This is a genomic window from Agrobacterium larrymoorei (assembly GCF_013322225.1).
GTDB lineage: Bacteria > Pseudomonadota > Alphaproteobacteria > Rhizobiales > Rhizobiaceae > Agrobacterium > Agrobacterium larrymoorei_A.
Window position 1 is genome coordinate 1 of record NZ_JAAMFB010000026.1, and the last position, 19,917, is coordinate 19,917.

Sequence of the window (19,917 nt, forward strand, 5' to 3'; positions counted from 1 at the left end):
TCCTGAGTCCGCCCAATTAGGGTGAGTCCGGCGAATTGGGTGAATGCCTTGTTCTTTGGAATCAGCGAGATAGAATCCGCTCGATAAGGACGGCCGACACTGTAACGTCGTAGCAAATGACGATCTCAGCGACCAAAAACAGGATGGGAAATGTGGGCAAGACACAAAACCGGGACGATGTAGGCCTTGCCGCGCGGCGGCTACTCGCTTCGTGCCGCGGCAGAATGGCGCTGCGCCCGCGCCAGTTCTACAAACCGGCGCTTAACCTCGTCAAACAGGACTGGTGGCAGCGCGCCGTAATAGCCGGTTTCACCGTCTATCGGCCTGACGTCGGGTCCGGGCCAGACGAAGCGGTTGCTTTCGGTCAGAACAATCCACGAGCGTTCGTCATCAAGTCCCAGGCGCCGTTTGGTGGTCGCCGGAATTTCAACAGCGTCTTGCGGATCGGACGGCGGCGAATGCGTGATAGGCAGAACCCGCACTGCCGGCGTTCCGTCTTCCAGTGTGGCAACAATCGCCAGGACCACCACGGGACGGTCCTTGTCGCCTTCCTCACGGCCTTCGAGATGCTGCCAATGCCAAAGATATGAGTATCGAAACAGCCAGCCTACCTTCGGTTCAGTCGGCAGCATGCTTGTCCGTCAACAGTTCGGCATTGAGATGATCCAGACTAGGCTCCATCTGCGATCCTTCAATAGCGTCGAGCTCATCGTCGCCGAGCATCGCCGAAAGTTCGACCCGGCGGTCACGCTTAGCCAGACGCACATAGTCTTCATAGGCGATCAGAACCGTACGGGGCCGACCATTCTTGGTAATGATCACCGGCTCGCGAACGGCCGCATCCTGATAAGCCCCGAAATTTTTCGAAACCGCCGCGGCGGTAACCGTGGATGTCATGGCAAAACTCCTTTGTTCCGGAATATACGGGATTTCCGGAACTTTTGCAAACACGCGACAGAGATTGGCGGTGTGAGATGAAACATGATTTGCAGATCCAGACTGCCAAAAACAACGCCGTCCTGAAGAGAGCGGAGGAACTGGATGCACTTGACGCAATCCTGCCTTTCGATCGCCGCGATCAACTTGCAGATCTACTCACCGACGATGATGTCGCGACGCTCAAACATCTGGCCAGCGAGGGAATGGGCGACAACACCATGCGCGCATTGGCGTCGGATCTTGCTTATCTGGAAGCTTGGTGCGTGCTGGTAGCAGGTACTCCCCTCCCCTGGCCTGCGCCCGAAAGTCTGCTTCTGAAATTCGTCGCCCATCATCTCTGGGATCCAGTAGAGCGGGAAACCAATGCCGATCACGGCATGCCCAACGACGTCGCGATCGCTCTCCGCCTCAAGGGCTTGCTGAGAAGCACCGGACCGCATGCGCCGGCGACCGTTCGCCGCCGCTTGACGAGTTGGTCGATCCTGACACGCTGGCGCGGGCTGACCGGATCGTTCTCGGTACCGTCGCTGAAAAGCGCACTCCGGTTGGCGGTTCGCGCCAGCAATCGTCCACGGCAGAGAAAAAGCAAAAAGGCTGTCACCGGCGATATCCTTGCCAAACTGCTGGCAGTTTGCACGGGCGATCGGTTGGTCGATATGCGTGATCGGGCGCTGCTCCTGATGGCTTTTGCGTCCGGCGGCAGACGCCGTTCCGAAGTGGCGGAACTGCGCGTCGAGGATCTGGTAGACGAGGAACCGGTTCGCGCCAATCCGGCTGACGAGCACTCCCCTCTGCTGCCCTGCCTGACGATCCATCTGGGCCGGACTAAGACTACCACGTCAGACGATGATGAACATGTCGTGCTGATCGGCCGCCCGGTTGTCGCGCTTAAGCATTGGCTTGAAGAGGCAAAGATCGAAGCGGGACCCGTCTTTCGGCGTATCGACCAGTGGGGTAACCTCGATCGGCGCGCGATGACGCCGCAGTCTGTAAACCTCATCCTGAAAACGCGCATCAAGCAGGCCGGGCTGGACCCGGCGCAATTTTCTGCACACGGACTTCGATCCGGTTATCTCACAGAAGCCGCCAACCGCGGCATTCCATTGCCTGAAGCCATGCAGCAATCCTTGCACAAGTCGGTCACTCAAGCGTCAGGGTACTACAACAACACCGAACGCAAACTGGGACGCGCTGCCCGGTTGGTCGTTTGATCACAGTCTCGTAAACGCCAAACGCGCAAAGAGCCTCTCCTTCTGTGTAACGCCGAATATACAGTTGTGAGAAGGCTAAAAGCCAAATCATCAAGTTGGTCATCATTCGAGTTGACAAAGTTGAGATCAGAACGATGCCTAGCGTGCAGCGCGTTTTTGAAACCGCAAGCAGGATGATACCGTCTATCTGACCGGCCGGTCGAGGCTCTCAATGCTTGGAAGTCCGCGGCCCAGATCAAAAAAGGCAGTGTGTTTCGGGGGATTGGGCTTTGGAGACGGTTTCCAATAGAGTGACTGAAGAGAGATCGATCAATGCGGTACTATGGCGGGATTGGAGAGTGCGGAGTTTTCTGCTCATGGGCTGCGGGTTAGGCTATCTAACGGCGGTGGCAAACCGAGGCATTTGCTACCTGAAGCGATGGCGCAGTTGCGTCATCTCGTTATTCAGCAGGCATCTAGCTAATTCAACAAAGCGCCGCGGTGCAGTGGACGATCCGCAAGGCGTCTTAGCTGATGGGATAGTATTCAACACGCTTCAGCGCTGAAAGTAGCGCTTGGGTGAACTTCCCATCGGTGGCGGAATCAGTCACGATGCAAGCCAGCGCCATCAACGTTTCTTCGGGGGAGCCGTCGCCCATTGATCTGAATCCATGTGCAAACCGCGTTTCCTCGCAATACTCCCAAGTCGCTTTGTCTTGCGACGGGCCATCATTAACGGCCTTCTCAGGCGCAAGCCCCGAAGCGAAACCCTGGCGCAGAGAATCTAGATCTGACGAGCAAAATACTCCACACGGTAGTATAACAAACGCATCGAATGGGTAGCTGTTAGATCCGGATGCGGCAAATTCGTAGAGAAGATCGTCTCTTAACGTTGGCTCAATCTGAAACGCGAAAAGTAACCTCGTTGGCACATCGCAGTTGGTCTTTGCCGCAAATGCTTCAATCTTTTCCATTGCTTCACATGCAAGGGTAAGGGTATCGCGCGTTAGTGTTGACTTAACTTCGATCACCAGGCGAATATGCTCCCAAGTCACTACGGCATTAATTGACCCGGCGTCGATCGGCCATGCCACTCCTTCAAACTCATCGAGAATGACAAGGTCTAGCTCGGGCTCTAACTGCTCGCCTCCAACGGCGCTCGCGAAAACATTTGTGTGAGGTCGGTATCTCTTCGAGAGCCATGTAGCGATAAAGCTTGCTACGGCGTCTTCTCTAATTACGCCTTTGCCTCCTGGCAATTTGTGGGCAGCGCTACGATGAAACGCAGCCATCATTTCGTGGTAGTGGCCTAGCAGCGTTCTTGACAGTCTTGTTGGCGATTGCGTCATCCAGGTCTCAATCCAAAACTCGGAAAATAGCCTATATGACTTGAGAGTCTTAAGGAATAGTCAGGTATAATGGCCTTTCAAAAGCGACATTGTCGCCACATGCAATCCATCCATTTGAAGTGGACTCGACACTCACCCGCGGGTGAAAGGATCCGAAAGTTCGATAATGTGCTATTCAAAAATCGATGAGCGAGTAATTCCTACCAGGCATATTCCCACAAACAAGATCCGCTCAGTTGCAATGAAGCGAGCAGCATTCAGATGCAGCTTCGAAGGCTGTCAAACACCGATCAAAACAAATGAAGGTGCCGTAGTCCTCGAAATAGCGCATATTCTTCCCAGAAGTCTGGGAGGCGATTCGAGCCTCGATAATATAATCGTGCTCTGCCCTAGTCATCATCGCCTTGTGGACATGTCTGAACAAGAATTCGGACCAGACGTTCTGCGTCGGATGCGTGCGGATCATGAACAGCGTATTCTCAAGTCAGCAGAGAAGACAAACACTCCGCCGTCTCTTCTTCCGCAATCCACCAAGGTTTCGTTAAAACAAGCTCTCGAGTTCTGGGACAGCAACCGTGATTGCGACAATGAAGCAGTATGGCACCAGTTTTTTGTCACCAATCCTCATATTCTGGCGCTCAGCCTCCCGGGTAACGCATTACAATTCGGAGACAAATGCTTCTTAGGCGGCAAAGACCTATTCAACCACAACGGAAGCATCGTTGATTTCCTGTACGTGCCGGAAACGCTGCAAGGGGTCACGCTTTTCGAAATCAAAACGCCTCAAAGTCCGCTGTTAGGATCAGAGTATCGAAACCGGTGTTTCCCGCCTTCTCTGGAACTTGCTGGATCCGTTGTCCAATCCCTTCATTATAGGAATCTTGCCTTCCGTCATCTGGATGAGCTAGTCAGTGGCTTGAATCCAAAACCATCAACTTCGGCAGTGCACGCGGCTGTTATCGTTGGAAATCGCAACGTTTTAGGCGGTAATCAGGACAAGCAACGTAGCTTTGAGCTGTTCAAGGCAGCTGTCCGCGATGTGCAAATCATCACATACGACGAGCTGTTTGCGAAAGTCAAAGCTGTCTTGGAGCTGTAAATTCACTTGTTCGATGAACATTTCAAGGCACATTAATCTTACACCAGAGAGTGACTCCGGCAAACAAATTAGGAAATAGAGCTTTGAAAATAGCGCGGCGGCTTTTTATCGTACCCTTGGCTAACGACCGTCATGGAAAATCGACAATTTTGAGAACTCTCGTTTCACAAGGTACTGGTCAGAAAATTGGCCATCACATGAAGGGGGTGCGGTCACTTGTTAGCCCTTGGGGTCGTCCTATCGACGCCTTCGTATTTGGCAGATCTTTCCAAGAGAAAGAGAAAGCGAAGTATGATTCCGTTGAAGCAGCTCTCAACGCCAACGATGCTATGTGGCGGACACGAGAACTAATCATCATGCCAAGCCACGTGGCATCGAACGATCACATAGACATCAAGCAGATGATCGAAGTTGCCCATTCTGCCGGCTTTGATGCCATCGCCGCGTCCGTCGTTATGAGTTGGGAAAAGACCAAAGAGTGGGAAAAGGGTGATAATCGAGCCGATTTTGCTGCGATATGGCCGATGAACTGGGACGAGCGCTGGACGTTGCCAAACCCTTGGGCTGAAAAATATGAGGGCCAGCTTGAAGCTCTTGGGAATGACCTGTGGTCTTGGGTTGCCCGTGCATTAGCGTCATGACAACTACAATTCGTATCAGCTTTGCACACAGGGGACCACGTTCCGAGTTCGGAAAACAGCCGCTTTGCTCATAAATTTGATTGCTCTGCTAGTCAAAGATATGGCCGGTTAACTGTCCGCGAACGACAGATATATCGCGCGAATTCCCCGAAGAATGTCCTGACGCTCCTTGTCCGGCCACGAATGGAACCCGAACAACTCCGTGCTATAGAAACCCATCAGCGCCAGATAGGCCATTAATGCCGCCTGTGGTCGCTCACCTGACGCCATCGCGTTCAAATCGAGGTCGGTCCAGTCTCGCATGAAGCGCTGGAGCCTATCATCGTTCGACATCGAAGCACTGAGGGTCACCGCAACGGCCTTGTCGATCTCGTCGATCTTCTTTTCGGCCGAAGCAATTCGACCGAAGAGTTCTGGATGCGGGGTATCGGCTGCCGCGCTCACGCATTCCGCGATATAGGCCATATCCGCCTTGACCCGGCGATCCACCAGAGCCTCGAGAAGAGCGCTCTTGGATTTGTGATCGTAGACAACCATCGCCTTGCTAACGCCGACCTCCTTGGCCACGGCATCAATTGACAGGCCCGTAGCGCCGAGACGAGCGACGACCCTTTCGGCGGCGTCAAGGATATCGTCATTGGTGATCTTCCGCGGCCGGCCCATTTCATCTCCTTGTCAGGCTTGAATGATATACGAACGATCGTATATAAACGCAATATCTAAACGATCGTTCAGTAATTGGTGACATGATGCATACCCCCAACCGTTGGCTTGTCCTCGCCGCCGTGATGATGGCATTTACGCCCGTTGTCGTGGATATGACGATCCTTCACATCGCCGTCCCGTCCCTCACGCTTGCACTGTCCGCGTCCGGTACAGAGGTCCTGTGGATCATCGACATCTATCCGCTGGTCATGGCAGGCCTGCTGGTGCCGATGGGTACCCTGGCGGACAAAGTCGGATGCCGCCGGCTGCTTCTTGTCGGTCTCGGCATTTTCACATTCGCTTCGGTTGCTGCAGCTTTCTCAACGTCTGCAAGCATGTTGATTGCCGCCCGCGCCGTCCTCGGTGTCGGCTCGGCGATGATCATGCCCTGTGTGCTCGCCGTCATCCGGCAGACATTCGAAGACGATGCCGAACGGGCGACCGCGCTCGGCGCATGGAGCGTCGTCGGAATGGCGGGCGCGGCGATCGGGCCCTTGGCGGGTGGGCTTCTGCTTGAGCACTTCTGGTGGGGTTCTGTCTTTCTCGTGAACGTGCCGATCATGATGATCGTTATTCCGATGGTCTGGATTTTGATCCCCAGACGGTCTGGAAATGCCTCGGCAAGTTGGAAGCCAGGTCAGGCCCTGATTGTCATCGCGGGCCTGATGCTTACCGTCTATGGAATCAAGACGGGGGTCAAGACCAACCTAGACGGCCAATCCGTCACAACACTGCTGGCGGGCGCAGTTCTGCTGGCCTGGTTCGGCCGGATGCAGATGACGTCGAAGACGCCGATGCTGGACCTCTCCCTGCTTGCAAAGCCGACGATCGCGGTCGGCTTCCTCATGGCCTTTGTCGCCAGCGGTTCACTGGCGGGATTCGAACTCGTCCTTGCGCAGGAACTGCAATTCGTCCTTGGCAAGACCCCGCTCGAGGCCGGCATGTTCATGCTGCCGCTTGTCATCGCCGCTGCGGTCGGCGGTCCGGTCGGAGGTAAGCTCGCGACGTGGTTTGGACTACGCTCGGTGGCTTCCCTATCGATGGCTGTCGCCGCGGCTTCGCTGGCCGCGCTTGCTTTTGCCGATTTCAAGAATGCTGGGGTCGTCGTTCCCGCCCTGCTGGCCGCCCTTGGTTTCGCGCTCGGGGTTGGACTGCTGGCATCATCGATCGCAATTATGGGAAGCGCGCCTGAAGAGAAAGCAGGTGCGGCTGGCGCGCTCGAAAGCACGGGTTACGAGCTTGGAGGCGGACTGGGTATCACCATCTTTGGCGTCCTGGTGAACTCCATCTATCGAAACTCCTTCATACCACCCGCTGGCGCTGTCGAGTCCGCGTCGAACTCGATCGGCGAGGCCATGACGGCCGCGAATTCTGCGGGAGGCACCCTCGGATCCGAGATTGCTGCGGCGGCGAGGTTCGCATTCGTCGATGCGCACGGTACCGTATTAATCTCGGTCTCGCTGATCATCGCGTTGCTGGCAATCGTGGTCTTTGCGTCTTTGCGTGGGGTGAAGATCGCGACGTCACACTGACAATTCCAAAGGCACTCCTCGCTACTGCGACCGGCGTCTCTTTAGGAAAGGCCATGACGAAGTCGGAGAAGCCACTAGCGGACTTCGCCCGTTAGAGTGCCATTTCACCCTCAGCCGGAACGAAGTCCAGAACTCAGTTCGACAACGCTCGTAGCACTGCCTCGGGTTCTCTTTCCATTACACGAAGAAGCGTTCGAGCAGCGCCTGACGGCTGCCGGGCCCCCTGCTCCCACTTTTTGTATCCTGAAGCACTCGTGCCGAGAAATGCAGCCATTTCATCTTGCGTCAGGTGCAGCTTTTGGCGAATTGCTTTTGCGTCCACGGTTTCCAGATCAACGGTAGTGACGCGTAGTCCAACCACGTCCTTACCCTGGGCATGTCCCAGAGCTTCTGTCATAGCCTGAATCAAATCCTCGCCGAATTTTGTCGTCTCGCTCATGGTTTGCTCCTGTACGTCGCTTTGATCGCCTTCGCGAACGCAGCAACCGCCTTGGCCTCTTCCGGCTTTAAATCGGTCTTTTCATTCTTGCCGTAGACGAGAAGCGCATAGATGGGCGCGTCGTCGCCGTACCAGTAATAGATAACGCGGGCACCACCCCGTTTGCCTTTACCTTTGGCACCAAATCGCAGCTTTCGGACACCACCCGCACCCGGTATTTCATCACCAGTCAGAGGATGGGCCGCGAGAAAATCAATCAGATCCTTGCGCTCGTCGTCGGTAAACAGAGCTGCGGCCTGTTTGACGAAGAGCGATGTTTCAGCGACTGTTTGCATATTGCCCTATAACCCATTGGGGTAGTTATGATGATTGGACGAGTTTTTGTCAATGGTCATTCACGCCGACCTTTTCTCAGCTTCCCCGTTCAACCGTAGCAGTGCCATCACCATCGGCCCGAGTGAAAACTCCCCGCGTGCCGCCCGGTTGGTGAGATCCCGCAGATAGCCGCCCGCAGAGTTGATATGCCCTGCCCTCTCCAGAATGCAGGCAATCGCAACCGCTGCGTTTTCAGGCCCCATGGTTTCGCAGGCCTCCTGATAGGCCGACGGGCTGACGCCGAGCATCGATCTTACCACGACGGCGGCCGACATGAGATCGCGCCAACCACCCACAGTGCCAGCCGGACCATAGTCGATAATCTGTGGGCATGCCTTCAGCACAACACCCAGAGGAAACGCCTTCAGCGTCTCGGTGTCAGTCCCGCGTCTCTTGCTCGGCTTTTCGCCCTGCTCTTTTTCAGAGCTAGGTTCAAGTTCATGGAAGGATTCGGATTTTGAATTCTGTATGTGCTGCTCAATATGAGCAGCATTGGTGCTATTAAATTCTGAATTTGACTGCGTATCCAACAGATTAAGGATTTCCTCGCGGAGAAGCTCGAGTTCGTCGAGGATGCTGGCGACGTCAGCGATGGTTGGGGAGCGTGGAATGCGGGCTACGAGGTCGATGTACATCGTCTCGATCGCCATCCAGTCGCCGTCAGCCCCCTCCTCTATCGCCGCAGTGATGAGCTTGCGGACGTCCCGGCGGCAGATTGTCAGGTTCTCTTTCGCCTTACGGAATGCGGAACGAGCAGCAACGACTCTCTGCGCGATGACAGCGAGTTCCTCAGATCGGGCAAGGATTGGCGAAAGGTCGAAGCCAAACGCATTCTCGATCTCGCCGGAACCGTTCTTCCTCGCATAGCGCTTGCCGTTAGCACTGTCCTTGCGGACGATGAGACCAGCATCGACCAGAAGCGCAAGATGGCGACGCAATGTGGCCCCTGCCATACCGTGGGCTCGAAGGATCAACTGCGCGTTTGAAGGAAACACGACGAGCTGTGCGTCTTGGCGCAATTCGTTTTCCGGATAGAAGCTCAGAAGCGCGTCGAGCACCGCCAGGCTGTTCGACTGTAAGCCGAGCTCTTCTCTCGCTTCGGAGACGTCACGGAAGACTTTCCACTTTTCGACTGTCTTGCCAGCCTTAATCTCGTTTGTTGCCACCTGGCGCTTCACCAAGGCAAGCGTCATTGGCCGCCGCCCAAAAGGCGTCGTCACACTTCCTGTCTGCATTCTCTCACCCTCTAAAAGGCAAAAGAAATTTGCTCGCCAAAACAGCGCCAAAGACTCTTGACTGCGATTCGGGGAAATGCGATTCTCTCGTTGCGACACATTGAGAAGGGCTTCCACGACGGTAACGTTTGGGGGCCTTTTTCTTTTGCGGTTTAAATCTCCCGTTTGCGATCAATTGTCAGCTGACAATCGAACTAATGATCTGTTTCAGAAGCATTATCTCTTTCGAACCGTTCAACCAGATCGCTCATTTGAGCGTCCAGAAACTGTGCGAAGGCTTCTGATGTGATGGTGACTTTCGCGCCTTTGTTCGTTCGCTCGATGGATGCGAGGACGACCCCCTTGCGCGTGCGAATCTTTCCGGCCGCGTCCTTCTTCGAGACTTTCGGCCCCTGAGCCTGATTCCAGAGACGCGTAAACCGATCGTTCGTATCGCTTGCCGTAAACTGGTCATCGGCGATAGCATCAGCCACGCGCTTGGAGGCCGCTCTGTCCTTCAACAACTCGGCAAAGGCCAACCAGCGTGGGCGACCGATTTTCGAGGCCGGTCCAATCGCAAGAATGACCTCTGTCGGGATGACATCCGAGACCTGCAGAAGCCGCGACGTTTCAGGCTTATCGACCGAGAGAGCTTGCGAGATCCGGTCGCGATCGAAGCCATGCTGCTCAAGCCTCTTTGCGAACAAGGCTCGCTCGATAAAGCTTAGATCGACGCGTGGTCCATTCTCCTGGCCTTGCGCGACTATAAGCTCTTCGTCGGAAAGCTGACGCACAATCGCCTTGACCGGCCGTTCCAGAACGATGGCCGCACGCAGTCTGCGGTGACCGTAGGCCGCCTGGTAGTGGTTGTCTTTCGTCGGATGCGGACGGACCAAGATGGGGACCTGCTGGCCACTTTCGCGCATGGAAGCGATCAGTTCATCCAGCGCGGCATCCTTTTCAGTCGGAATACGATCCTGAATGAACGAGGCCTCGATCTGGGCGGGACTTAACTCCACAACCTTGTCCCCGGCTGCAAGAGCAGAGCGCAGTTCCTTCGCCGCAGCGGCTTCATCACCGAGACGGCCAAGCGACAGGTTCATGGCTCGCACTGCACCAGCGGGCTTGTGCTGTGGCTGCGATTGGATAGGTGCCTTCGCCGCTTCGTCGCCTGCGGAGCTGACCATATTCTTGAGAATGTCACGACCCTTCATGCACGCCCCCATGAACTCTTGAGAAGAGCTTCCACTTCGAGGTTGACCCCATCCATTGCTTCCACCGCGCGATCGTAGGTCTGCCGGTTCATAGATTCCCGAGCGGCCTCGTAGATCGTCTGCTTGGAGAGGCCAGCATCAGAAATTGCTGTCGACTTCACCATCATGGACGTGAGCACACGATCGCCGAACAAGCTCCGCAAGAATGCAACGATCTGCGCTTGCGGACCATCGTTTGGCTCGTACCGCGTGACCAGATATCGCATCCAATCATATTCCAGGTTACCGCCTGCGTCCTTGACCACCGAAAGAAGGTCAGACGTCATTGCCAGAAACTGGTTCATGGACGCCACGTCGAGCATCTGGGGATGGACCGTTATCAGGACGGCCGTCGCAGCGCAGAGCGCCGAGAGCGTCAAGAAGCCGAGGGTCGGCGGGCAGTCGATAACGACGACGTCGTACCGGTCCGACAGGTCCGCCAGCGCGTTACCGACCCGCATGAAAAACATGTCAGTTTCGGTTCCGTTGCGCTCAGCAAGGGCTCGTGGCGTGTCGTGCTCGAATTCGTGAAGTTCGAGATTTCCGGGGATGAGATCCAGACCCGGGAAATAGGTTTCTCGAACCACCTCCCCTACCGGACGACGAAGCTCATCGTATCGGATAGCCCCGAACAACGTCTCGTTTTCACCAACGTCGAATTCCGGCTGATAGCCCAACATCGCGGACATCGAGGCTTGCGGATCGAGATCGACGGCGAGGACGCGGTAACCGCGCAGAGCCAGGTACTGAGCGAGATGCGTCGAGGTCGTTGTCTTACCCGATCCGCCTTTAAAGTTGGTGACCGCAATGACCTGCAGATGTTCGGTCTCGCGGCGTCCGGCCAGATAGGCTGGCTTTGTCTTACCCAGGATCTGGCGGATGGTGTTGATCTCGGACAAGGAGAAGGTCCGCCGACCACCCGACGTCTTTTCGGAGGTAACGGAATCTTCCTGAGCCGCCAGATGCCGCACGTAGCTGTCGGTTACCCCAAGCAGTTTTGCGGCTTCCGTGCTGCTAAAGCGGCGAAGCGCCTTTTGGGCATCAGGTGAAAACAACCGGGCCGAAAGCTCTTGAAGATTGCTGCTGAGTTTCGCGGCATCATCGGCTATAGTCTTATCAATCGAGACGCGCTCGATTTTGTCGACCTGGGTGCTTTTTGCGCTCTTATTCGCCATTCACGGTAAACCTGACAATTCTCTGCGATTTGCGCAAATGATCTCATAGACCGCATAACCGTCAAGCTGTTTTTGGTTAACCGAAATTAACGATTTCTGGCCGGATAATTTCCTTTTATATTTCCGGCCCTTAGCTGAATTGTCAGCTGACAACCGATTGCTGAGAGTTAGCCGCTCTCACCCGGCGGTTTCCGAGGTCGAGAGAATCGGTGCTGTACTCAGGGACATTGACCCCGTCTCAAGCGCCGTTGCAATGATTGTCGTGGCTCGTCGCCCGGTCGACACACGCGTCCGATGGAGCAGGTATGAAGTGTCGAGCTGATCCAGCTGCTCAGACGTGAAACGGAGTCCGAGGCGAACGCCATTGGGCTTGGGAGACGCTGATCTCGGAAATCAGGATCTGACTGCAGATCCGGAATGCGAACCATGCGAAAGATGGACAACGTTGGACGTCACATCCGATGTCGCAGCGAAGAGTGTATAGCCATCTCGACCCCGGCGCTTCGTCTGATAGAGCGCGCTGTCGGCATTTTCCAACAGAGTCTCAGGTCTGGCGGAAGATTGATGTTGCGTAACGATGCCAATGCTGACGGTGACACGCAGTCGAAGGGCATTCCATTGCAAGGGCGTGCCCTTGACTGCTCCGACTATCCGCGCTGCAACCGCTTCAGCGTCTTGTGTGTTTGACTGGGGGAGCAACAGACCGAATTCGTCTCCTCCAATACGAGCGAAAACGTCGCCGTTTCGCAACTGCCCCATGATCACCCCCACCACGTGCTTCAGTGCCGCGTCCCCTGTCGCGTGCCCATGCCTGTCGTTGATCGCCTTGAACCGATCGAGATCGAACAGAAGCAGGCTGAAATCATCCTTGACGCCATCGCCATCACAGGCCCTGTTCAGATGCGTCATAAACAGCCTGCGATTGGCGATCCCCGTCAACTCATCCTCGTTTGCCAGCTGTTCGACTTGGGAGTGCAAGCGTTCGACAGCTGAGATGAGAAAACCGAAATTCCAGACGACCGAGGCAAACAGGAAGACCAAGAGGTCGATCGAGGCGGCCTGATAAAGTTGGAGGTCAGGCCGGATGCCGGTCACGATGAGAAGGTTGCCCCCAGCGATGACGCTGTGGGACACCACGCCTGCCCCCATCGCTATTGCGGCAACGACCGCTCCAAGATCCCGGCGGTGTCTGCGCAAAAGATAGCTTGCCGCGAGCGCGAGTGGGATCGACTGAGCCAGTGTGTAGACAGGATTACGGCCATACCAAGCGTGAAATGTAGCGAGCATCACCAAGACGCTGACACCGACCAAGATGGAGCTCCACGCCCCATGCACTTTGTCGCCGTGAAACTGACGCGAGCCGCACCAATTCAGATAGAAACCCAGGATAACGAGGCCATTGCCGGCTACCGTGTTGGTGATAATCCCGCCCTCACCTTGAAGAGAAAGAGCGATCCCACCAACGACACCTGCAGCGCTACCTGCAAGCCAGTACCGCGCAGCATGCAGATCCCTGTATCGGTAGGCGATCATGCTCCAAAGCATGCAGTGTGAGAGATTGAGGAGCAGAACGACAACGAACAGCGTGAAGAAATCCGGCATAAGGCATCCTCTTTGAACCGCAGGATGACGGCTACATGCTAAGGCTTAAAAAGCATGTGAAATAATAATGGGTATTTTAGGGAATGTCTGTCGGAAGGACGGACACGCGGTCTGCTCGCGGCTCGGCGGCCTCGCCACTCGAAGATGGAAATGACGGGTGTTGAGTTTTAGTAGGCCCCACCCTGCGCCACGGCTCCATTCCGCGTTATGCCACCAAAACCTCATATAGGGCGTCAGCTGAAAATCCCTTTGGCGGTGTGAATGGTTCGCTTCGAATTGGAAAATGGATCGAACTCCCACGACATTGAACAATCACAAGATCGTTCATGAAACCAGGTGACATCCGAAAACGCCGAGCAACCATCCCGATAGTAATCGCCTTCTCAACGAAGGCGATGACACCCTCAAGCAATGCAATGGGATGTGACTTTCCCATGGCGATCTCCCTTCGTCACCGAGTATCGCTTTAGCCCCCGTCGATGTCCAATGCGCCTTGAAGGCCGTGAAGATGGTCGGCAACAGCCTGAGCCTTGGCAGCGGCCGTAACGATCGCCCGCTTATCCTGCTTTAAAACCTTCAGCCAGCTTTCCAGATACGTTGCGGTGTTTTCGCGTGGATCGTGCTCGAGGCCAAGGTCCGCGCACACGAAGGCTGCCGACAGTTCCGCAACGAGCTCTTCCACGGCATAGGCTTCAGTCCCGAACCGGCCGGAAAGATCGCGATCGAGACGGTGTTTTGCGCCGGTCCAGTGACCGAGCTCGTGCAGAACCGTGCTGTAAAGATGGACTTCGCTCAGAAAGCGTTCACGGGCTGGCATCTCGATGTCATCAGGACCTGGACGATAGCAGGCGTGCTTGCCGCCATACGTGATCTTCGCGCCGGTTCGACCGATGAAGTCTTCGACATGCCCGAGGAGGGGCATTGAGCCCTCCGAAATGTCTTCGACCGGGCTTTTGAAGCGGTCGGGTAGGCCATCGATCTGCTCGACGTTGAAGACCGTGTAGCCCTTCAGGTACGGGATGCTTTTGTCGTCGGCTTCCTGCTCCTTGGGCGTGAAGGTTCCGTACTTGACGACGAGGGTTCCCTGTTCGCCCTTTCTGACCTGGCCTCCAAGATCCTGAGCCTGCCGGTAGGTCATCCAGGTGTTCTCGTCGTAGCCGGCGAGCTGACTGGAAAGCCACAGCATGATCACGTTGATGCCGCGATAGGCTTCGCCGGTGGCGCGCAGTGGTACCGGCGAGCGGCGGACGGTTCCGCGCCAAGGGCGGATCCAGGGTTTCGTTCCCGCTTCCAGCTGCTCGATGATGGCATCCGTAATGCGCTGGTAGGTGTCCGTGCTCTGCATCGCCGTCTCCTTTTCGTTGGTTGACGGCAAAAAACGGAGATAGCCGAGACGAGCCCATGCACCCGGAGGGCCGCAACGGAGAGGAGGACCGCGGAGCGGTTGAATGGGGGAGGGGCTATCGTAGCTTGTCCGTCAATCACCCAACGAAACGGGAGACGGCAAACACAAGGGAGCACGGACCGCTAACGGCGCTGCGGTTGCTTGTGCTGAATGGGGAAGGGGGCTGCGCTAACGATCCCGGTCGTCCCGGTCGGTCTGCTGCCCACGGGTTGCTAAATGCTGCGCTTCGACGGCCTTGAGCTCTGCGTTGTGATTTGACTGTTGCGGCGCTTGTTCAGCCTTTTGCTCGACGCTCTGAGGCTGCGGTTGGGCCTCCTGCTCCGGCCGCCCCAAGGTTCTGAAGTCAGATCGGGCGGTGAATTTCACCTCTTCGTCGTCGGCTGGAATCCGCTCCGGAAGGTCGGCGCGATCGACAGCGATAATGCCGTTCTCGGTCACAACGGTTGCAACGCGGTTGTCATGACCGAACACCTGGCCCTCGATCTCTTCGCCCGGGCGGACAGTCCGAACATAATGCTCGAAGGGCTTCTCGCCGACCTGCTCCAGATCCGCGAATGCACCGCGTAGCGCCTCACGGCGGTTGGGGTCTATCGCATCTTCAACGACGTGCTTCAGCGCGGGGCTGGCAGGGTCATGTGTCGTGGCAATGGACGCTTCGATCATACGGGTTTTGCTGATCACGCTCATATCGATGTCGTGCCCGTAATGCCGGCCGAGCTCTGTGATGAAGGTTTCCTGCGTCCTTCCGTTGCCTTCGCGAAACGGATGGACATAGTTCAGCTCTGACAGCGTTTTTGCGGCTCGCTCAACGAATTCTTCCCTGCTGGCTGCCCGTAACGCCTGCGGATCGCTGACCGGCTTCACCGCCTCATTCAAACCCATGTCTATACGCGCGCCGTGCAGGAAAGACGTTCCGCCTTTTGAAAGGCCACCAATCGGCTCGAGACGAGTTCCGTCAACCACCGGGCTTTCGTTTCTGGTATGACCCGCCCATTCGTACACATCCTGAAATATGTGGCCGTGGATTGCCTTGAGATGAGCGGCGTCAAAGTTACCCTTGGGACCATCACCCTCAAGGATTTCGGAAATCCGGTCCTGCGTTGCACGATACTCGACCGTGCGAAGCTCCGATTTGGATTCGATACCAAACTTGTTACGGAGAACGTTCTGGCGATCCGGATCGTCTGACGTATTCGGATAAGTGTAGGAACCCCTGGGGTATTCATCATCCATACGTAAACCAACAAAAAGCCGTCTGCCCTAGCAGACGGCCTTGAGCCTCTTGAGACTTGAATGAAATGATCAGCCCTTGGGCTGCGGTAAGATGCGGGCGCGATACTCTTCGCGGGTGAGATCGCCGGCAACGTAAGCAGCGGTCGCCGCTTCGAGCAGGGCGTCGTCGCCCTGATAGCCTTGGCGAATGTTCATGGCTCGAGCCTGATCCGTGCTCTTCTTTCGAGCCGCTACGGCTTCCGGGGAGCGGTCGGGACGGGTGGAATGAATGTTCATCGACAAATCTCCAATTACTGTTCAACCTAACACGAAAAGGGCCGAAAATCCAGCTATTTGGCGGATTTTCAGCCATTTCGGGGTGAGGGGCCCGGTCATATGCCGGGCTTCTCTACGCAATCAATCGCGTGGTTCCCACTCGATGATTGCCTGCAGGGTCGGGTCGTCCTGGCCGGGGAACCGGCCTAGATTGGCGTTAAAGCCCATGCGCTTGATCGAGATCGTGTAGTAGGGCCTGCCTTCGCCGTTCTCTTTTTTCCAGATGCCGCCCACGTCGAGCTTGTGACCTGCGGGAGATGTTGCATAAACGCGGTGCGTCGGGGCTCTCTCGTTGGTGGAAGAAAAAGGCGTTACCGTGATTTCGAGGTCTCGCTCGATGGTGGAGATGAGGCCGGTACCGTCTGCGGTTCCGATGTTGTCGCCGTTGAACTGGATGTAGTTGGTGATGTTTTTCATGGTGGTCACTCCTCTTTGGTGGTTGCGATGAGCGTTCACAAGGCACAGCGGAAAGCGGTGCGCACCGGAGGCCGAAGCGCAGCGGAGGAGGCTGGAAGGCTGCCAAATTTGCTTCGCGAGGAAGCCGAAGGCGGGGAAATTTGGTGGATAGCCAGCTTTGCGCAAACCGCGTCGCTGTGCGAACGGGCATCAAGAGCAACCGCCTTGGAGGAGTGGCTACTGAAAGCGTCTAACAAACGTCACCTGTACGTTCAACAACAATAACCGCATTTTCCTGCGCCAATATTATTCAACTTTCGCAAGCATACAACCGGAAACAAACGGTTTTTTCCTCCACTAGTGAGCCAATTTGGCGCTATGAAAAGCAGATCTCGACAGTTCCAGGTCCAATTGTCATTGGGCTAGTGATGAGAATTGGAACGGCGATAGTTGCTCGGCGCGTCGATCTCGGCCGCCCATTGGCCCAAACGTCTGCCTCGGGCGGTGTCTTCGGCCTGATGGTAAGCGTCAAGGGACATTGAGTTGCCACGCGGTAGATATTGCAACAGGAGTCGAGCCTGACCTGCCTTCACCATTTCAAGGCCTATATCGGTTTGCTGGAGGAAGCACTGTCCAACTAGGCGACGGTATTGGTCCTCGTCGATAATGGTGCATGTCACATGCTTCCCGTCGATAAGGCGAGAAAGATAGCTGCGAGCCTCGACACCACACGCCCATTCGGCTCCATTCTTCCAGCCCTTTTGCGAGCGCTCGCAGGCGTCAATCGCCGCAATCCTGATCCGCTGCTGTCGAATGCTGAAGGTGTCACCGTCGATCACGCGTGCTCGGCCGGAATATTCCGCCGCGCTAACAGGTTGTGAAAAAAGCAGGGCAAACAAAAGTGCCGAAAAAATGGGGTTTTTCTCAATTTTAGGCCTCCATAGAGTTGCGGGCGGCAAGCCCGAAGACGGAACGCGAAAGATGAAGTTCACCGGATGCCGCCCTGTCCGTCATGGCGCGCAAATACCCTCCGGGCGAGCTGACTTCTTCGCGAGAATATTTCTCGAACGTGACCGCGATGGCGATCGCGGCGGCCTGTTGGCCCATTTGATCGACGGCGCGAAGCCGCGCGTCCTCGGAGACACCCGCCAAGCGGCAAATCTGCGGGGCGATGCGGGCGAGATCGGACCAACTGCGTGGCGCGGCGGTGAAATAGTCTTTCAACGATGGCGCCGCCCTCCACACATCATCAAGAGCAACAATCCCTTGCTGCGGGCGAGATTGCCTATTGTCTGGGTCGGATCCTCTCGTCAGGCTTTCCTCAAAAGCCCTCTTGCTGGCGTAGCCAGCCTTAAGTGAATTGTGTTGTCCGGCGTTAGCCGGACGCCGTTCCTCTTTACTCAAGTCAAAGGGATGGGGGTTTGTAATCTGTTTGTGCATGTCGTTTTCGACATTCGCGCATGTCATATTATCATAATCAGACGCACTCTGCGGCCGCCTTGATGCCTTGAGAGAGCGTCCAACAAGCCACTCCAGCAGGCTCGCAGCGCGCCTCAAAACAAAAGCAGGCGCTCTGCCTGCGATACCAACAAAGGCAGCAATACGCTCGATGCGAGATGCAAGGCTCGCGAGTGCGGTTTTCGTCAAATCGGCGGCATTCACCAGCGCGTAACGGGCGCTCCTGAGTGCATCGCGAAAGCGGCGGGCAGCGGCGTCGCTGGCGCGCTTCTCCTCTCGCTTCTGCCGCACTAGGGCGTCGAGCTCACGGTAGCGGGCAATCAGTACACGCAAATCGATGCCACAGGCGTCTAAAATTTCGCCTTCGCCGTCCCTGATCGGATAGCGCTTGAAATTCGCGCTGTCCTGCATGGTGACAAGCCCGGCGTCGAACAACTTCGACAGGATACGGCTGACCCGCCCAGGCGAGCGGTTGATCTCGAACCCCAGCTGATTGTTGGACTTGAACACAATCGGTCGCCCACCCTTGTCGAAGGCGTCGGCCCGGGCGGTGTTGATGATCACTGTAAGGAGATGGCTTTCGGTACTGGTAATTAGGCCAGTGCATGGAAGGCTCTGCGACAACACTGCCAACTGGCCCCGCGTCACCGTTCCGACTTCCGTTGACTGTGCCAGTCGCCGGAACTCGGCTCTCTCCTTTGTCATTCTGCGGCCAGTTAGCCGCTTGTTCGTGAGGGTTTCCCTCATTTGTCCTGTCTCCTGTTCAAGGGACCAGACAAAGCTTCGCCGTTACCCGAAAAGGCGCTTTTCTTATTGACAGGGGAAGGGTGGTCTGCGAAAACAAATCTGCTTAATTATTTGGTTTTTTTGCAGACCGCTTCCGGGTTTTCTCGGGAGCGGTTTTCTCTTTTCTGGCCTGCGTGTTCTCCAGACTTGGATTAAAAACGGTGCGAGCCGGGCAGTAGGTGATTCCAGCTAGTTGCAATACATAGCTTGATTATCCAACTTGGCGCAAGATTTGAGCGCTCGTTCAGATTCCCTTCGCCGTCGTGAAGCGTTAATTCCCCCATTTAGGCTACAAATCACGGGTTCATAGTCATATTCACGTGCACCTCAACGCGCCGCTGCGTTACCAAATTGGCGCAACTTCTCGATTAGGAGCACCTTTCGAAGCTTTTGACCACGGGTGGGAAGGAGAGTTTGAGAGGAGGGGGCCTGGGCCTCCTCTCAACGGAGGGGGCGGTTCGCGACGATCCGGGCCTCTAAGAAGCGGGGTTTCATCTCCGTATTGAACTAATTCTACGGACAACAGAACGCCCGCCTCTGGTGTCGGACCAAAGACGGGCGGGGCGGTACAAACCAACAATCAAACGCTTAAACCTGTTCTTCGAAGAACGTGGGCGGAAGATTGAAAGCTTCCAGCGCCGTGTTAACTGCCTTTTGAACGTCACTCCAATCCACGTGCTCGGGATCGGACAGGTACGCTTGAATCAATTGGCAGCAGCATTCCGCTGCTTTGGTAGGGTCGGGTAGGTGATCGAACATGACTTTGCCTCGTAACGAGAGGGGAGCCGGTCACGCTGGAGGACGTGACCGG

The 19,917-nt window shown here is 55.9% G+C and carries 21 protein-coding genes; 4 read left to right on the plus strand and 17 right to left on the minus strand.

All coding sequences use genetic code 11. The features are described 5' to 3' along the window. Positions 1–200 precede the first annotated feature (200 nt). Entirely contained in the window at positions 201–632 is a 432-nt protein-coding gene (locus G6L28_RS15895) for a plasmid maintenance toxin (PemK-like) (protein ID WP_174064809.1), read from the minus strand. Next, on the minus strand, positions 619–897 hold the full coding sequence (locus tag G6L28_RS15900) for a type II toxin-antitoxin system Phd/YefM family antitoxin (protein WP_174064810.1): 279 nt from the start codon (positions 895–897) through the stop codon (positions 619–621). Before G6L28_RS15900 ends, G6L28_RS15895 begins: the two co-directional genes overlap by 14 nt. A 77-nt stretch (positions 898–974) precedes the next feature. On the opposite strand from G6L28_RS15900, the gene G6L28_RS15905 reads away from it, so the two are divergent. Beyond that, positions 975–2,150 carry a site-specific integrase gene (locus G6L28_RS15905; protein WP_174064811.1) on the plus strand — a complete coding sequence of 392 codons (1,176 nt, stop codon included), beginning with the start codon at positions 975–977 and terminating at the stop codon, positions 2,148–2,150. Positions 2,151–2,656: 506 nt separating this feature from the next. Here the strand turns inward: G6L28_RS15905 and G6L28_RS15910 are convergent. Beyond that, positions 2,657–3,478, minus strand: coding sequence for a DUF6602 domain-containing protein (locus tag G6L28_RS15910; RefSeq protein WP_174064812.1), 822 nt, complete (start codon positions 3,476–3,478; stop codon positions 2,657–2,659). Positions 3,479–3,719: 241 nt separating this feature from the next. Here G6L28_RS15910 and G6L28_RS15915 point away from each other — a divergent pair, with 241 nt between their 5' ends. After that, complete coding sequence (locus G6L28_RS15915) at positions 3,720–4,577, plus strand: Shedu anti-phage system protein SduA domain-containing protein (protein WP_174064813.1); 858 nt, start codon at positions 3,720–3,722, stop codon at positions 4,575–4,577. An 83-nt stretch (positions 4,578–4,660) separates the two neighbouring features. Beyond that, the gene (locus tag G6L28_RS15920) at positions 4,661–5,218 is read left to right on the plus strand and encodes a hypothetical protein (protein ID WP_174064814.1); all 558 of its coding nucleotides are present in this window, start codon (positions 4,661–4,663) and stop codon (positions 5,216–5,218) included. Positions 5,219–5,326: 108 nt separating this feature from the next. Here G6L28_RS15920 and G6L28_RS15925 read toward each other — a convergent pair whose 3' ends face one another. Beyond that, positions 5,327–5,881 (minus strand): TetR/AcrR family transcriptional regulator, encoded by a 555-nt coding sequence (locus G6L28_RS15925; RefSeq protein ID WP_174064815.1) that lies wholly within the window; start codon positions 5,879–5,881, stop codon positions 5,327–5,329. An 86-nt stretch (positions 5,882–5,967) separates the two neighbouring features. On the opposite strand from G6L28_RS15925, the gene G6L28_RS15930 reads away from it, so the two are divergent. After that, positions 5,968–7,455, plus strand: coding sequence for an MFS transporter (locus G6L28_RS15930; RefSeq protein WP_174064902.1), 1,488 nt, complete (start codon positions 5,968–5,970; stop codon positions 7,453–7,455). A 133-nt stretch (positions 7,456–7,588) separates the two neighbouring features. Here G6L28_RS15930 and G6L28_RS15935 read toward each other — a convergent pair whose 3' ends face one another. The 13 genes from G6L28_RS15935 to repC (G6L28_RS15995) all read right to left on the minus strand — a co-directional run bounded on the left by G6L28_RS15935 (position 7,589) and on the right by repC (G6L28_RS15995) (position 19,067). Then, the gene (locus G6L28_RS15935) at positions 7,589–7,894 is read right to left on the minus strand and encodes a helix-turn-helix domain-containing protein (RefSeq protein ID WP_174064816.1); all 306 of its coding nucleotides are present in this window, start codon (positions 7,892–7,894) and stop codon (positions 7,589–7,591) included. Continuing rightward, positions 7,891–8,229, minus strand: a complete 339-nt coding sequence (locus tag G6L28_RS15940; RefSeq protein ID WP_174064817.1) for a type II toxin-antitoxin system RelE/ParE family toxin — start codon at positions 8,227–8,229, stop codon at positions 7,891–7,893. The genes G6L28_RS15935 and G6L28_RS15940 overlap by 4 nt, the downstream gene beginning before the upstream one ends. A gap of 60 nt (positions 8,230–8,289) precedes the next feature. Next, positions 8,290–9,504: a plasmid replication protein RepC gene (gene repC / locus G6L28_RS15945; protein WP_174064818.1), complete on the minus strand. Its 1,215-nt coding sequence runs from the start codon at positions 9,502–9,504 to the stop codon at positions 8,290–8,292. A 194-nt stretch (positions 9,505–9,698) separates the two neighbouring features. After that, positions 9,699–10,697: a plasmid partitioning protein RepB gene (repB, locus tag G6L28_RS15950; protein WP_174064819.1), complete on the minus strand. Its 999-nt coding sequence runs from the start codon at positions 10,695–10,697 to the stop codon at positions 9,699–9,701. Further along, the gene (gene repA / locus G6L28_RS15955; RefSeq protein ID WP_174064820.1) at positions 10,694–11,911 is read right to left on the minus strand and encodes a plasmid partitioning protein RepA; all 1,218 of its coding nucleotides are present in this window, start codon (positions 11,909–11,911) and stop codon (positions 10,694–10,696) included. The genes repB and repA overlap by 4 nt, the downstream gene beginning before the upstream one ends. Positions 11,912–12,304: 393 nt before the next feature. Beyond that, positions 12,305–13,513 (minus strand): GGDEF domain-containing protein, encoded by a 1,209-nt coding sequence (locus tag G6L28_RS15960; RefSeq protein ID WP_174064821.1) that lies wholly within the window; start codon positions 13,511–13,513, stop codon positions 12,305–12,307. Between the two features lie 205 nt (positions 13,514–13,718). Further along, positions 13,719–13,949, minus strand: a complete 231-nt coding sequence (locus tag G6L28_RS15965) for a hypothetical protein (RefSeq protein WP_174064822.1) — start codon at positions 13,947–13,949, stop codon at positions 13,719–13,721. Between the two features lie 30 nt (positions 13,950–13,979). Then, a complete protein-coding gene (locus G6L28_RS15970) occupies positions 13,980–14,858 on the minus strand; it encodes an ArdC family protein (protein ID WP_174064823.1) in 879 nt (292 codons plus the stop codon). Between the two features lie 228 nt (positions 14,859–15,086). Then, positions 15,087–16,151, minus strand: coding sequence for a Fic/DOC family protein (locus G6L28_RS15975; protein ID WP_174064824.1), 1,065 nt, complete (start codon positions 16,149–16,151; stop codon positions 15,087–15,089). Between the two features lie 69 nt (positions 16,152–16,220). Further along, entirely contained in the window at positions 16,221–16,427 is a 207-nt protein-coding gene (locus G6L28_RS15980; RefSeq protein WP_012653082.1) for an antitoxin VbhA family protein, read from the minus strand. 120 nt (positions 16,428–16,547) lie between these two features. Continuing rightward, positions 16,548–16,883 carry a DUF736 family protein gene (locus tag G6L28_RS15985; protein WP_174064825.1) on the minus strand — a complete coding sequence of 112 codons (336 nt, stop codon included), beginning with the start codon at positions 16,881–16,883 and terminating at the stop codon, positions 16,548–16,550. Positions 16,884–17,284: 401 nt separating this feature from the next. Continuing rightward, positions 17,285–17,791, minus strand: a complete 507-nt coding sequence (locus G6L28_RS15990) for a thermonuclease family protein (RefSeq protein WP_410171828.1) — start codon at positions 17,789–17,791, stop codon at positions 17,285–17,287. A gap of 1 nt (position 17,792) precedes the next feature. Beyond that, on the minus strand, positions 17,793–19,067 hold the full coding sequence (gene repC, locus G6L28_RS15995) for a plasmid replication protein RepC (protein WP_174064826.1): 1,275 nt from the start codon (positions 19,065–19,067) through the stop codon (positions 17,793–17,795). Positions 19,068–19,917: the final 850 nt, after the last annotated feature.

Bases quoted from the DNA above. Each gene is read 5' to 3' on its own strand.
- G6L28_RS15895 (WP_174064809.1), bottom strand. From the start codon at position 632: ATGCTGCCGACTGAACCGAAGGTAGGCTGGCTGTTTCGATACTCATAT.
- G6L28_RS15900 (WP_174064810.1), bottom strand. From the start codon at position 897: ATGACATCCACGGTTACCGCCGCGGCGGTTTCGAAAAATTTCGGGGCT.
- G6L28_RS15905 (WP_174064811.1), top strand. From the start codon at position 975: ATGAAACATGATTTGCAGATCCAGACTGCCAAAAACAACGCCGTCCTG.
- G6L28_RS15910 (WP_174064812.1), bottom strand. From the start codon at position 3,478: ATGACGCAATCGCCAACAAGACTGTCAAGAACGCTGCTAGGCCACTAC.
- G6L28_RS15915 (WP_174064813.1), top strand. From the start codon at position 3,720: ATGAAGCGAGCAGCATTCAGATGCAGCTTCGAAGGCTGTCAAACACCG.
- G6L28_RS15925 (WP_174064815.1), bottom strand. From the start codon at position 5,881: ATGGGCCGGCCGCGGAAGATCACCAATGACGATATCCTTGACGCCGCC.
- G6L28_RS15930 (WP_174064902.1), top strand. From the start codon at position 5,968: ATGCATACCCCCAACCGTTGGCTTGTCCTCGCCGCCGTGATGATGGCA.
- G6L28_RS15935 (WP_174064816.1), bottom strand. From the start codon at position 7,894: ATGAGCGAGACGACAAAATTCGGCGAGGATTTGATTCAGGCTATGACA.
- G6L28_RS15940 (WP_174064817.1), bottom strand. From the start codon at position 8,229: ATGCAAACAGTCGCTGAAACATCGCTCTTCGTCAAACAGGCCGCAGCT.
- repC (WP_174064818.1), bottom strand. From the start codon at position 9,504: ATGCAGACAGGAAGTGTGACGACGCCTTTTGGGCGGCGGCCAATGACG.
- repB (WP_174064819.1), bottom strand. From the start codon at position 10,697: ATGAAGGGTCGTGACATTCTCAAGAATATGGTCAGCTCCGCAGGCGAC.
- repA (WP_174064820.1), bottom strand. From the start codon at position 11,911: ATGGCGAATAAGAGCGCAAAAAGCACCCAGGTCGACAAAATCGAGCGC.
- G6L28_RS15960 (WP_174064821.1), bottom strand. From the start codon at position 13,513: ATGCCGGATTTCTTCACGCTGTTCGTTGTCGTTCTGCTCCTCAATCTC.
- G6L28_RS15965 (WP_174064822.1), bottom strand. From the start codon at position 13,949: ATGGGAAAGTCACATCCCATTGCATTGCTTGAGGGTGTCATCGCCTTC.
- G6L28_RS15970 (WP_174064823.1), bottom strand. From the start codon at position 14,858: ATGCAGAGCACGGACACCTACCAGCGCATTACGGATGCCATCATCGAG.
- G6L28_RS15975 (WP_174064824.1), bottom strand. From the start codon at position 16,151: ATGGATGATGAATACCCCAGGGGTTCCTACACTTATCCGAATACGTCA.
- G6L28_RS15980 (WP_012653082.1), bottom strand. From the start codon at position 16,427: ATGAACATTCATTCCACCCGTCCCGACCGCTCCCCGGAAGCCGTAGCG.
- G6L28_RS15985 (WP_174064825.1), bottom strand. From the start codon at position 16,883: ATGAAAAACATCACCAACTACATCCAGTTCAACGGCGACAACATCGGA.
- repC (WP_174064826.1), bottom strand. From the start codon at position 19,067: ATGAGGGAAACCCTCACGAACAAGCGGCTAACTGGCCGCAGAATGACA.